Consider the following 13,582-nt stretch of genomic DNA (forward strand, 5'->3'; position numbering starts at 1 on the left):
TTACGGCATGGATGTGCCCGGGCGGCAAGAACTAGCCATCCAAGCAGGACAGAACTGCGCAGGATTCCGCGATGCCTTCGAATTTATCACAAGAGCCGAAACGCGCGGAAAATACTTCGTAGATCCAGACTATCCCGTTGCCAGGTTCGATCCTTACACGAAAAGTTCCTATGCATTCATCTTTTCGCGGAGCTCGGGTGAAGAAGTGGAAGTCAGCTTGAAAAAAGATTTCTTTCCTGCTGCTTTTTATGAACTGGCGAAGAAAAACCGGGACTGCCTGATGACGCAGGAAGAAGTACAAGCTTTCGAAACGCTCAAGAAAGACTTATGCTTGCGCGCGTTAGAGCTTCCTTTAGATGAAGTCGTGGAAGTGCGCTGAAGAATTGAGTTCGCTATAAAACGAGGATGGCAAATGAAAATCTCAATAAGCCCACACAAAAAGAGGAAATGCTGAGACATTCAGCGTTTCCTCTTTTTCGTTTCAGGATAGAAACTGTCCGTTTACACGTATGCCTTTCATCCTGCCTGTAGCTGTTTTTCGTAAATCCAATATTTTCCTTTGTGTAAAAGGGTAGAGCTTGTCCAAAAATTGCTAGGTAGTATTTTTCAAATATACCAAATAGTCTGTAATTTTATTGCTTGTCCAAATTTACTTCGGTATACTAAATTTTATCAAAGTCGAGGAGGAAAAAATTTGAAGAAAAAATATATTGTACCTGTCATTTTATCATCGGCTCTCGTCGCAAGTTCGTTCACAGCCAGCACCACATTGGCAAATGGCCAACAAGGAAATGGTGCGCCAGATAAAACGTGGAATGAAAATGCCAATGTCCCTGTATTCGTCAAAGAGAAAATTGCCGAGAAGCGGGCTTCAAGCAATGCGTCAAATGCGCTTGATTACCTAGCGGAAAACGAGAACAAGACCGGACTGAAAAATCCCAAGAAAAACTTAAAGCAAAAAGCGATTGAAAAGGATGCGCTCGGCATGACACATGTCCGCTTTAACCAGGCAGTTAACGGCGTCCCAGTGGAAGGTGCGGAAGTGGTTGTTCATTACAACGAACAGGACGAATTGGTATCCGTTAACGGCGGCCATTTCCCTGAAACGTCCGCCAGCAGTGTTGACACGACGCCGACTGTGAGCGTCGTCAATGCCGTTCAAACAGCGAAAGGTGCAGTTGACGCTCCAGAAGAGCTCGAGTATGCGCCTGAATCGGAAGTTGTCGTCTATCCATTTGACGGTGAAAACCATCTAGCTTATAAGGTAAACGTCAACTTCCTCGGGGACGAGCCCGGCAACTGGTTTGTCTTTGTCGATGCGAAAAGCGGTGGGGTAATTGACCAGTATAATGCGATCATGCATGCTGAAGACATCCATCAGTCTGTCGGAACCGGCGTACTCGGCGAGCAGCGCAAAATTCACACAACGAAGAGTAAAGAAGCCAAAGAAGGCACGACTTTCAGCTTGTCGGATGAGTCGCATGACGGCTTGGAAGGCATCTATACTTTCGATGCAAACGACGGGGAAATTGTCACGAACCATAGCGCCTCGTGGAAAGATGAATACTTGCGCCCAGCTGTAGACGCGCATTATAACTCAGAGCAAGTCTATGAATATTTTCATGATGAACACGACCGCAACTCGCTAGACGACAACGGCATGGCGATTATTTCCTATGTGCATTACGGGGAAAGTTATAACAACGCATTCTGGAATGGCCGCCATATGACTTACGGCGATGGCGATGGCTCGTTCATGGTGCCATTGTCAGCCGGCTTGGACGTCGCAGCGCATGAAATGACGCACGGCGTGATCTCCAATTCGGCGAATCTCCAGTACCGTTTTGAATCCGGCGCGTTGAATGAATCCTTTGCGGATATTTTCGGTGCTTTGGTTGATGAGGACGATTGGGAAGTCGGGGAAGACATCATGGGCCCTGATGCTAAAGCGGACGGCAGGGCCTCGTTGCGCAGCTTAAGCGACCCAAGCAAATATCCAGTTAATGCGGCTTACGTTGCGTACGGCGACGGTGAAGGAAACTACCCTTCCCATATGGATGAGTTCTATGACTTGCCGAGAAGTTTAGATAACGGCGGCGTCCATATCAATTCATCCATTACCAACCACGCAGCTTACTTGATCGGCGAAGAGATCGGCAAGGAAAAACTTGGCCAGATATTCTACCGCGCATTGACGGTCTACTTGACGCCAACTTCCAACTTCAGTGAAGCCCGCAAACTCATTGTCCAGTCAGCGGCTGACATCTACGGAGAAGGTAGCGCAGAAGAAAAAGCGACGGCTAAAGGATTTGACGATGTAGGTATCTACGAATAAGCATTTTAAAAATCGCTAGCCGTTTGTCTACCTGGACAGGCGGCTAGTGCTTTTTAGTTTAGAGTGGAAGATGGACTCGAGCGATTGATTGTGTACGAAATACCGGATTTAGTTAAGGATGAGTGCGATCGGTAACGGGACTCTGTTGGATTGAAGAAAAATAAATTCAGGCTTGGAACTTTGGGCGGAACCCGTATTTAAAAAATAGCGTCTTCATATTGTCAGTCTAATACGTTTGAAGGAGCAATTATGGAGATCATCGAAATATTAAAAGCATTGGTGCTAGGGATAGTGGAAGGCCTAACCGAATTTGCGCCCATCTCATCAACAGGGCATATGATCATCTTTGATGATTTATGGCTCAACACAGAAGGCTTTTTAGGCGGGCCGTCAGCCAACACCTTCAAAATCGTCATTCAGCTCGGGTCTATACTCGCGGTCGTCTTCATTATATAAAATCGAGCAAGACACACCCACGACATTCAATATCCTGCACGTTTTGATCGGTATTGTGCCAGCAGGGGTTTTCGGCTTGCTGTTTGAAGACTTTATAGATGAGCATTTATTCAGCATTGAAACCGTGCTGATCGGATTGGTCATCGGGGCATTCTTCATGATCATCGCCGATAAATTCGGCCCCAAAAACCCGTCGATCAATTCATTAGATGAAATCAGTTACCTTAAAGCCTTAACTGTGGGCACCGTTCAATGCTTCTCCTTATGGCCAGGCTTTTCTCGCTCAGGCTCGACCATTTCAGGCGGCGTATTGCTGGGGCTAGACCATAGAACCGCAGCTGATTTCACTTTCATCATGGCCGTCCCGATCATGCTCGGAGCATCAATCGTCTCGCTCGTCAAAAATTGGGAAGCCATTTCATTTGATCATCTCAGCTTCTATGCCGCAGGGTTTGTTACGGCATTTATCTTTGCGTTGATTTCCATCAAGTTTTTCTTGAAATTGATTTCACACATCAAGCTGGTGCCCTTTGCCATTTATCGTCTCTTGCTAGCCAGCGTTTTGGCATTTATTGTATTTCTTTGACCATTAATGCAAGGGCAGTCGAATAAAACGATGTCGATGAATATAGATAGAACCAGTAAAGAAAAAGAATTTCTTGTGAGATTCTTTTTCTTTTTTTGCTGGAGTATACCGCTACATATTTAAGTGAAAATTAAGGCCTCAGGCAAACCTGCTTTTTCACACGACAACTCATAGGACTACTGCAGGTATTTTTTATTTCGATTTAAAGTCGAAGTTGTAATTAAATAGAAAAACCGAACCTATGAATGAATTTAAATTGAAAATCTTAGGATATACTAATTATTAGTAGACACTTGTAAGTTGAAAGGATGGGGAAAATGGGAAATTTCATCTGCCGCACATGTGGAGTTCAAACTGAAAGCCTTGAGTCAGCACCGGATAGTTGTTCAGTCTGTACAGAAGAACGGCAATACGTCAGCGTTAAAGGGCAAAGTTGGACGACATTGGAAGAGATGATTCACTCCACTGCTTATCAGAATGAGATTACGCTAGAAGAACAAGGGCTCTCAAGTATAACGACTGTGCCAAGTTTTGGAATTGGGCAAACTGCGTATTTGGTTCAAGGGGAAAACTTCAATATCTTGTGGGACTGTATAAGCTATCTTGATACCGCGACAATCGAAACGGTTAAGGAGTTAGGGGGAATCGATGCCATCGCCTTGTCCCATCCGCATTATTATTCGACTCAAGTGGAATGGGCTGAAACTTTTGATGCGGTAATCTATATTCACGAAGATGACAAGCAATGGGTGACGAGACCAAGCGACCTCATTATCTTTTGGTCAGGCGAAACGCTCGAAGTTGCAGAAGGGTTCACGCTGCACCGGATCGGTGGCCATTTCAAAGGTGCAGCTATCCTGGAATGGAAAGATGGAAGTGCCGGCAAAGGCGTGTTATTGACAGGCGATATCGTCCGCGTCGTCGCAGACCGCCAGTGGGTCAGTTTTATGTATAGCTACCCGAACTTCATTCCGTTGCCTGTGCGCACTGTCGAAAGAATGGCGGTCCAGTTAAATGAAATCCGCTTCGACCGAGTGTATGATGCCTTTCACCGGATCGTAGTGAACGAGGCGCGGGAAGCCGTACAAAACTCGGCTAGAAGATATATTGATGCGTTGAATGGTGTGCTTTTTGACACATAATAATGGAAAAGCAATTTTATATTCCATTATCGAGAACAAATCTGTAGAATGAAAGCGAACTGGAAAATTGTAGCTAGGGTTCCGCTATCTAGGTAGGTCAGTGACCGAGGGCTGCATCTTTTACTCTACGTAAAAGGCACCTATTGACATAAAAGGTCCGAGGGGAAAGGTTCAACGTATTTGTTATGCGTTGAATTCTTTCTTCTCGGACCTTTTTATTATGAGAAGGAGGTTTATGGAATGAAAAAGATTGATGATTTAAAAGCGGGGGTCGCGGTGGTGATCCTAAATGAACAAAATCAGGTTTTGTTGCAAAAAAGAGCAGATGTACGATTATGGGGCATTCCTTCGGGCCATGTGGAAATAGGCGAAACCGTTGCTGAGGCAGCTATACGCGAAGTAAAAGAGGAAACTAATTTAGAGGTGAAAATCACCAAGCTTATCGGCGTATACTCTGACCCTGATTCTCAGGTGTTTGCTTATCCTAGTGGCAGAACCGTGCATTTTATCACGGCTTGCTTTCTTGCTGAAATCACAGGTGGGACCTTGCAATGCAATTCCGCTGAGTCGATAGATGTTAAGTTCTTTGATGTACACCGTCTGCCAGATGATTTATTAAAGATGCACCCTGAATGGTTAAACGATGCACTAGCTAAATGCGAGACAGCGTTTATCCGTTAGCTCATTTATTATCGTGACAGCAAAAAAGGTACATTTAAATGAGCAAGCCTTGCCTTAAAGAGGATATAAAGACTAGGAGGTAGAAGTATTTAAAAATTAATGCGGAGCAATGGAAATAGTGTAGCGTATAGATAACCAAACCTAATGAACTTCATAGTGATATTAAAGAGAGGTGGATGGTTATGCAATACAACCTGAGGGAGATCAGGAGTAATATCGATAACGAATTGTCGATTAAGTCGAGCAACGCAGTGATTTTGATGTGTGCCATTTTTATCGCGTCCATCGGTTTAAACTTGAACTCCATTCCAGTTGTGATTGGTGCAATGCTCATTTCACCGTTGATGAATCCAATACTTGGCCTCGGCCTTTCTTTGGGAATATCTGATATGAAGTTGTTTTACAAGGCTTTGCGTCTTTTAGGAGTTCAATTGGGAATCAGTATATTGACCTCCTTTCTCTATTTTTCATTTTCCCCGATCACGCAAGCCAGTGATGAAATTATCGCAAGAACTTTCCCGACTATTTGGGATGTGTTGATCGCGTTTGCTGGAGGAACAGCGGGTTGGATAGGTCTGCGCAAGAAAGTCGCGAACAATATTGTGCCAGGGGTCGCTATTGCAACAGCACTGATGCCGCCAGTTTGTACGATAGGTTATTCTTTATCAGCTCAAAATTTGTCATATTTTCTAGGGGCAGGTTACCTCTTCCTAATAAATTGCAGTTTCATTTTGATTGCGACCTTTATCGGCGTGAAAGTGTTGCTTCGCAGCGATAAAAGCTTGCAGCTGACTAAGAAGAAACGCATCAATACCTATATCGCCATTTTGACAATACTGGTTACAGTACCGAGCATTTTCAGTGCTTATGTGTTAATCAGACAAAACATGACCACCCTCAATATTGAGCGTTTCATTGATGAAGAGTTCAAGGAAACAGTCGTTATTAATCATGTCTACAATGACGATCGTCAGCTTTTAGTTGTGACAACTTTGGGTAACCGGTTCAACGAGGCTGAAAGGGAAGAATTGAATGATAACTTATCGAATTACGGATTTGACGATTTAGAACTGACTCTTATCCAAGTACCCGATTTGAATGAATTGGATAAACAACGTTTGGAAGAGCTATTCCAGAATCAAACATTGTGGCAACAATGACCCGAGACGCTTATTGATTTCTCATTTACTAGCTAAATGTCAATAATATTGGTGAATTAGTCACTATTTTTAATGTTTATCGATATCATTGTGACTAGTTAAGAAAAAAATTCTAATAAATATTTACTTTCCAAATACTAGTGGTATTCTATTAATAGCTAAAATAGTAAACGAATTCCTCTAACAAGTTCAATTTTAGTTGCAGTCTATTTAGGGAGCGAAGGCCGGGTGTCTCGAGAAAGCGTGAATTTGATTTTATCCGTTGTTGTCATCATTTTAGTTGTAGGGCTTGGCATGTACCTTCAGAAAGTGGGTGCTCCTATGTATGGCATTCCGGGTCTTCTAGAGTCTGTCATCAAGAACTGAAGCATTAAGCTGCAAACTCATTTCATTAGATTTTCTTAACTGATGAAATGAGTTTTTTTATTGCAGCTTACCCATACCATTATTCCGAACCGATTGATGTGGTTTCTGGGATTTAATACAATACACATCATCATGTTATCGAAGTAGCGGAACTGTTGTGGAAGCCATATTGGAGGAGAGGAAAGCGTAAATGACGAAACCATTCGTACCTGTTATATCGATAATGATGAGCATCTTCCTATGCAGTGGCTGTTCTAGCGCTCCGGACGGATTAGAAGAAGTAGAGGGGACTGGTCTGACCTATAGCGAAAATTTCAATGCTTATGACGGGTTGAATGAGAGAGAACATGTGGAGTTTTATAAACCTGCAGAAGCACAACCATTGTCTCCATCGATTTTAGGTGAACATCACCTGCTCAAAAAGGGGATCGATTCTGATTTACTGCCTTTCGAAGTAGATGGAGAAAATGCGTATGTGGTCACTTCCGAAGACCGAACCGGGAAAGTGATTCATCAAGTTCAGTTGAGCTATCTTGGGAAATCTGAAGAGGGCATTATAGATGAGTTTTTCATCGTCTCGGTAACTGAAATGGAAAAAAATCCGGTCGAGAATTATGAAGTTGCAGAAGCAACTGATTCGGTCGGAAATCGATTTGATAAACAAGAGCTGAGCGGGGATGATTTCATTTTCCAGCAAGTGCTGACCACAAATAGTGCTTTATTGTATCGGTATTATGAATATGATGAAGCGGAAGAAAAATTAAATGTGGTCGGTACCGCCGCTAACGAATTTTATTCCTATCACGATGGATTCGTTTACCACGTGGGTTATTTAATTGATCGACAAAAGAATACTGAGAAGGTACAAAACAATATGCTCAACTTGACGCGTAATATTATTCTAGGAAAAGATACATCCAAAGAAGGAAGATGACGACGACTAGAAGAGAGGAAAAACCATGATTAAAAATAAAGCGGCATTCGTGGGTTCGTTTATTATATTCGCTATTTGCATGTACTTATTTTTTCCGTTTTCAAATACAGCGATAAAAGAGGCTCAATTTGTCTTTATGTCGTTTCCCATTCAAGATCAAGAAGGATATAATTTGTTGGGAATCATTGGGTCTATCATGTTTATTGGCGCTATCATTTTGTTGTTCAATAGCCTGGAAAAATATCGATTTCGGATAGTGTTCGCAGTCGTCATTGTCTATATGTTTTTACCGAATCTATTGATTGCGGCATACCAGGAAACTCTAGCAAATGGCATTTCAGCTATCTCTTATGACGGAAATGGCCAGTGCGACTTTGTCACGATGGATGATTCCATGGACGCCGAATGCAATCTAGTATTACATAATCGCAGTGATGAGGCTGTGACAGTGGAATTGGAATTTATCGATTCGTTGTTTATGGAAGAAGAAGACATGCGGATGGAGTCGCTTATGAACTTGGCGGGTCCTTATACAGTTACACTAGCAGCCAATAGCAAAAAGCACATTCATTTAAAAGAGTTAATCGACTTATCAGGTGTTCCCGCTCATATCGACTCTGGAACCTCATTTGGTATAAATCTAAAAATTAAAGCCAGGAATAAAACGAGGATTTTATAGAACTTACATAAAGAAACGATAGGATCTATCGAGAGGAGTTATGTATGGAACATAACGAAAAGGTTTCAATAAAACAATTACAGAAGAAATTGATCCCCGTTGTAAACCAAGCAAACGAGGCTTTTCCCATTATCGGCAACATTCTCCCGAGCTTTTCGGATGGAAAATGGTCATACAAAGAACGATTATACGACAACCCATCGGAAACGCGTTTTCCTGATGACCAGCTCAATTGGGAAGAATATATCGTCAGTGAGAAGAAAGTGGTGTTCCTGGCAATGCAGGGGGAGAAATGCGTCGGGCAAATTCGCTTGGTGAAAGACTGGAACCGCTTTGCATATATCGAGAATATCGCTGTCCGTAAAAGTTTCCGAAAAAAGGGTGTCAGTCAGCTCCTGTTAGAAGCTGCACAAAAATGGGCAAAGGGACAATCATTGATTGGGCTATCTCTTGAAGCACAGAACGATAACGTAATCGCATGTCGGTTCTATGCAAATCAAGGATTTGTATTGGGTGGTGCTGATACCTTAAAGCAAAAAGCGAATCCCAATATCGATATTACTTTGTACTGGTACAAGGTATTTTAACTTTAGGAAGCATTATGGAGAAAAGTGTCCTGGCTAACATTTTGAGCTCATAAAATCCAGTGTTTAAGTGAAATGCTTCAACGAAGTTAACAGTACGGCTTATTCATAAAAAGGGGAGAAGCTGCGCTAATATAAATGCGCGTCTTCTCCCTCTTCATTTCCGTAAAAGTCTGTTTTCACGAGTGCCCGGGTTTAGCCGTATACCCAATATATAAAAAGACGAATCCAGTAATACATGTAGCGGCTCCAAATAGCAATCCAGCAGCAGCCGAACCCATTCCAGCGCCTGTTAAAGAACCTACAATACGAGCAAAGAGAAAGAAGACGACCAAAGGAAGGACAAAAGCGGTAAGAAACCCGGCATTGATCCACTTCTCCCTGTTCTTTCCGGCGAATTTACGGACGGCCAAACTTAATAAAGCAATATAGGCAGCGAGTATGAGATACATTCGATTCCTCCTAATCAGCAGTGTTGAAAATCAATTCACAGTTTTAATGAGTAACACATGGATTATATCACTTCCATAAATTGGGTGAAAGAAGAAGTGGAATATTAAACTAGTCTTTTTGCTATAATCAACCCTTTTAAAAAAACGTTTGGTAAAATATAGATATAAAAGCTGTTTACGTAGGAGTGAAAAAATGACTTTTCTTAAAAATGCTCTATTGATCGTTCTATCACTGCTGTTGTCCCAAGTTTTGATGTATTACATCATCGATGAAGTAATTGTCATGTTCGCTGTGTCCCCAGTGCCATATATACTCGGTAGATTCCTGTTGGCTTTCTTCATTTTTATGAGTTTTAAGTTTTTATTGAAAGAATATGAAGTCGAACCGATCTATATAGATTTGGCGTTGGTCCTTTACTTAATCTTATTGTTCTCTGCGACTCTTTATAGAGGAGATGGAAAAACAAGCGATTATAACCTGATGCCGTTTGACTTTTTAAACTATATTTCTGAGGTCAATCTCTCAACCTTTATCGCGGCTTTGCTGATTAATATGATGCTCTTTGTGCCTGGAGGGGCTTATTTATACATAAAGAGAATCAAATTTGCTTATTCGTGGCAGATTCTTCTCTCTAGCAGTCTGGTGATAGAACTGCTGCAGTTTTTCACTAAGCGCGGATCGTTTGATATTGATGATTTACTATTAAATACGGCAGGTGGTTGTTTAGGCTTTTTGTTGGCAAAAGTTGTCCATATACGAATCACACAAGAAAAACAAACAACAGCTACAAAGCTGTCTCATTGAAACAAATACAAGTCCGAAGTCAAATCAAAGAAGGGTCAATTATCCACGGATAATTGACCCTTCTTTATTGTTTCTGCAGTCACTGTCTCACAAGAAGTGAGGAGAACCAAGCTCTGCATGCTCAGCTTGTCTTTCTGATCGCATTTTAAAAGCTTGCTCGAGGAATTTGGGCTGGTTCGCATAAAGCTGAATGACATCTTTAATTTCTTCGGCCATATAAACTTGGTTTCGATTTTCGGCCAAGTCCGGGTAGCCGGATCCGCGCTGCAGGTAATCGGAGCTGGCAACTTTATACCACCGCTCATCCTGTATTGATTCACCATCAATCAGGATGTCTTGAACACGTTTGCCATCATGGATGATCGTAGCTCCTGAAATGTGCAGCCGGCCGACAAATTTCCCACGGAATCCAGGTCCACGACCATCCGCCAGGCACGCTTGTGCATCCAAGGATTGCGTGAAGGCTTTTTTTAGCTGCTTGCCTTGTACTTCAAAAGAAGTCGGATTCAGTGGAGATGGGCAAACTTCAATTAGTTTTTGACGGGAAATATTGTGAAACAGGCCTGCGTTGGTGATGCCGCTATTGATCAAACCGATATCGCATTGCATCATGTCACGCAAACCATCCGCGATCAAATTGGTTAATGGGTTTTCTTCAATCACGTCATGCCAAAGTGGCTCCGGTAAATCGTAAAGGGACTTTCCTAAAGAAGCGAGCGCTTTCGCTTTATTATCTTTTAAAATGTCCATTACTACAGAATCTGGCGCAGCGTCTTTTGTTGAGTTCGTGGCCGAATGAAGAAGCTCAACCTTGCCGTTCGCCACTTCAAGCTCGATCACACCGATATGTTCAGCGTAATTTCCTGCGCTGTTCATGATCGTCTCGTTGACCAGGTTGGCTTCTGAATACAGCTGGTGATCGTGTGCCGAAATCACGACATCAATTTCAGGAATCGTTCGAGCCAGTTCTTCATCGGCAGCTGTGCCAACATGGCTCAACAAGATGCAAATATCATACGAACCGGTGCGGCTTAAGATTTCTTGTTGTGTCATGGTGACATAATTCGAAACACTGATTCCAAGCCCGTCATTGAAAACATCCATGTCGGGGGAAGCGCCTGTAACTAATATACGCAAGCTGTTTTTATGTAAAATCGTACTTTTAACAACGCCTTGAATTTCACTTCCATCTTTTTTTCTGAGATTGTTGCTAATGAAAGGGAGCGGGCTGGTTGTAGCCATATGCTCCAAGGTCTCTATGCCATTGAACATCTCGTTATTCCCAATCGTCAAAGCGTCATAGCCGGTCGACTGAAGCAATTCAAGCGCAGCCACGCCGCGCGTTCCTTGCAATTCAATGCTTTTGAAATCGGCGAAATCGCCACCATCAAGGAGGAGCGTATTTTCGTCTTTCAATTCCTTGATCATGCTTGCCGCTCGCGCAAAGTTTTCATAACTACTGTGAACATCGTTGGTATGGATGATTTTCAGTTTCATAAGAACCTCCTGTTAGTTATTTCCTTTTAAAGTAAGACCAATAGTCTACCACTAAGGTTTCAAAAAATCCTTATCAATTTTCTGACTACTTGAAACGTTATGATATCTACCCACTGTTGTAATGGTAATTATTACTCTTGAAACAAAAGGACAGAAGAGATCACTGACTCTTCTGTCCTTTTCTCTGCAATATAATTCAGCCCTTCATCAAATACTCGGCCGCACCCACAAGTTGGAATAGTCGACATAGCCGAAATGGCTGATCTTAATATTCATTAAATCTGCGGAAAAGGGAACATGGCGCTTCTCGTAATAAAGCGGAATCATGATCGAAGACTCCAATAATAGCTTCTCGACCTGTAAGTTTAAAGAAGTCCATTGTGCGAAAGGAGTCTGCGCATACTGGTCAAGGCAATCGAGTACTTCTTTGTGTTTCGATATCGCCCCAGCTAAAGGCGAGTAGCTGTTCTTCAGAAAGTAAAAGAATGAGAAGTTTTGGTTCATTTCAAGTACTTCTCCATGGATAAATAAGTCTCCTTGCTGATCTGTCCCATGATCCGATAGCTTTTCTGCAAAAGACATCCAATGTACTTTTACGGGAACTCCTTCTTGTTCAAGAGCCTCTTTTAACCATAGTGCAGATTGTTCAGAGTGCTTGACCGCTTTCAAGACCAAGGCTTGATTAAAGTGGGGGCGTTCCATTTCTGGTACGGTAAAACATTGGTCGTATCCAACTAAGCAACTCTTGCCATTCGGTAATGCACGCTTATGATAATCACTTATCGTACGCCGGTGTTTCGCGATGACATAATGAATATAACCCCGCACTTCTTGCCGCTGGATATCAGTAGAACGGAACGCATTCATCACGACGACGCCAAATCCAGTATCACTTTCCACTTGAAACGTGGCTGCTTCTTTCGTATGGCTTGATGAACGATAAGTGATTTCAAAATCTCTCGGAACCTGGACAAAATCAACGACATCGAGCAAGGGCCTTTTTTGAAAATATTCATCGAAGGCTTTTAAAGACGTTTTGTCTTCTGAATTTTCCGCTTCATAAAATGCGCCGGTTCCCCAAATTCTGCCGTTGCTTTCTTTATAAATACTCGAATTCATCATGCCGAGCAATTGAAGACAGTAGCTGCAGCCCTCAGGAAAGAACAGGTCCACAACTAACGGAGCGGCTGATTTCACTTCAGCCACCGGTTCCCACAAGGAATTAAAATACACATGGTTTCGTAATCGATTGAGACAAGTTACCACATCATCGGCAGTTAAAGTAGAACCGTCATGGAACTTGACGCCTTTATGCAAATAAAGCCGAAGATGAAATTCGCCGACATCCCAAGCGTGGGCAAGTTCGGGTTTGATTACGCCGTTTTCATCCACCGCCACCAGACGGTTAAATACATTGGCCACCATATTGGCGCTTTGCATATCGATCGCTTTCAGCGGATGCAAGGTCAGCAATTTATGGCGCCTTGGAACGATCAACTTATCGATTTCATCGGCGCTTTGAAAATAACCAAATCTCAGGCGGAATTGATTGAGCAGCCTCAATTTACTGTCATTGGACCAATCGTACAGTAAGTATTTGCTGCTTTCCTCAACAGCTTCTTGATTGATGATAGTCATCACCTGGTCTTCGTAAATCGCTTCGACATCTTTTAACCACACCAGATTGGATAAATTCCCTCTGCCGCGTCCCGCTGTATACTCGAGCCATCCTTGATCAGCCCATTTTTTGATGTAGCGAGTGGTCTGTTTCGTGCTGAGGTCGAGGGCTTTCGCTATTTCTTCGTGCTTTACATTTCCTGAAGATCCGCTGTTCCATAAGGTTAATAACTGCTTCTCCATCGCTTTCTCCTTTAAAAGTGGACGTGTTCTCTTGAAATTGTCCAT

The 13,582-nt window shown here is 42.6% G+C and carries 12 protein-coding genes and 1 pseudogene; 10 read left to right on the forward strand and 3 right to left on the reverse strand.

Annotated elements, in window-relative coordinates; genetic code table 11:
- From ON064_RS01140 to ON064_RS01180, 9 genes and pseudogenes are all read left to right on the forward strand, one after another.
- The coding region (locus tag ON064_RS01140) for a hypothetical protein (RefSeq protein WP_274623261.1) at positions 1-379 on the forward strand (379 nt) is incomplete at its 5' end.
- A gap of 315 nt (positions 380-694) precedes the next feature.
- The gene (locus ON064_RS01145) at positions 695-2,335 is read left to right on the forward strand and encodes a M4 family metallopeptidase (RefSeq protein ID WP_274623262.1); all 1,641 of its coding nucleotides are present in this window, start codon (positions 695-697) and stop codon (positions 2,333-2,335) included.
- A 249-nt stretch (positions 2,336-2,584) separates the two neighbouring features.
- A pseudogene (locus tag ON064_RS01150) lies at positions 2,585-3,377 on the forward strand (undecaprenyl-diphosphate phosphatase).
- A gap of 317 nt (positions 3,378-3,694) precedes the next feature.
- Positions 3,695-4,519, forward strand: a complete 825-nt coding sequence (locus ON064_RS01155) for an MBL fold metallo-hydrolase (RefSeq protein WP_274623263.1) — start codon at positions 3,695-3,697, stop codon at positions 4,517-4,519.
- A gap of 240 nt (positions 4,520-4,759) precedes the next feature.
- On the forward strand, positions 4,760-5,200 hold the full coding sequence (locus ON064_RS01160) for an NUDIX domain-containing protein (protein ID WP_271852556.1): 441 nt from the start codon (positions 4,760-4,762) through the stop codon (positions 5,198-5,200).
- Between the two features lie 182 nt (positions 5,201-5,382).
- Positions 5,383-6,360, forward strand: coding sequence for a DUF389 domain-containing protein (locus ON064_RS01165; protein ID WP_274623264.1), 978 nt, complete (start codon positions 5,383-5,385; stop codon positions 6,358-6,360).
- A gap of 556 nt (positions 6,361-6,916) precedes the next feature.
- Positions 6,917-7,660 (forward strand): hypothetical protein, encoded by a 744-nt coding sequence (locus ON064_RS01170; protein WP_274623265.1) that lies wholly within the window; start codon positions 6,917-6,919, stop codon positions 7,658-7,660.
- A 25-nt stretch (positions 7,661-7,685) separates the two neighbouring features.
- Positions 7,686-8,339, forward strand: a complete 654-nt coding sequence (locus ON064_RS01175) for a hypothetical protein (RefSeq protein ID WP_274623266.1) — start codon at positions 7,686-7,688, stop codon at positions 8,337-8,339.
- Positions 8,340-8,383: 44 nt separating this feature from the next.
- The gene (locus ON064_RS01180) at positions 8,384-8,926 is read left to right on the forward strand and encodes a GNAT family N-acetyltransferase (protein ID WP_274623267.1); all 543 of its coding nucleotides are present in this window, start codon (positions 8,384-8,386) and stop codon (positions 8,924-8,926) included.
- Positions 8,927-9,102: 176 nt separating this feature from the next.
- Here the strand turns inward: ON064_RS01180 and ON064_RS01185 are convergent, their stop codons facing one another.
- The gene (locus tag ON064_RS01185; RefSeq protein ID WP_274623268.1) at positions 9,103-9,375 is read right to left on the reverse strand and encodes a hypothetical protein; all 273 of its coding nucleotides are present in this window, start codon (positions 9,373-9,375) and stop codon (positions 9,103-9,105) included.
- Positions 9,376-9,568: 193 nt separating this feature from the next.
- Here ON064_RS01185 and ON064_RS01190 point away from each other — a divergent pair, with 193 nt between their 5' ends.
- Positions 9,569-10,180: a VanZ family protein gene (locus ON064_RS01190; RefSeq protein WP_274623269.1), complete on the forward strand. Its 612-nt coding sequence runs from the start codon at positions 9,569-9,571 to the stop codon at positions 10,178-10,180.
- A gap of 87 nt (positions 10,181-10,267) precedes the next feature.
- On the opposite strand, the gene ON064_RS01195 is transcribed toward ON064_RS01190, so the two are convergent.
- Positions 10,268-11,677 carry a bifunctional metallophosphatase/5'-nucleotidase gene (locus ON064_RS01195; RefSeq protein WP_274623270.1) on the reverse strand — a complete coding sequence of 470 codons (1,410 nt, stop codon included), beginning with the start codon at positions 11,675-11,677 and terminating at the stop codon, positions 10,268-10,270.
- Between the two features lie 207 nt (positions 11,678-11,884).
- Entirely contained in the window at positions 11,885-13,537 is a 1,653-nt protein-coding gene (locus tag ON064_RS01200; RefSeq protein ID WP_274623271.1) for an ABC transporter substrate-binding protein, read from the reverse strand.
- Positions 13,538-13,582 lie beyond the last annotated feature (45 nt).

Source organism: Planococcus sp. A6, assembly GCF_028823615.1.
Taxonomy (GTDB): domain Bacteria; phylum Bacillota; class Bacilli; order Bacillales_A; family Planococcaceae; genus Planococcus.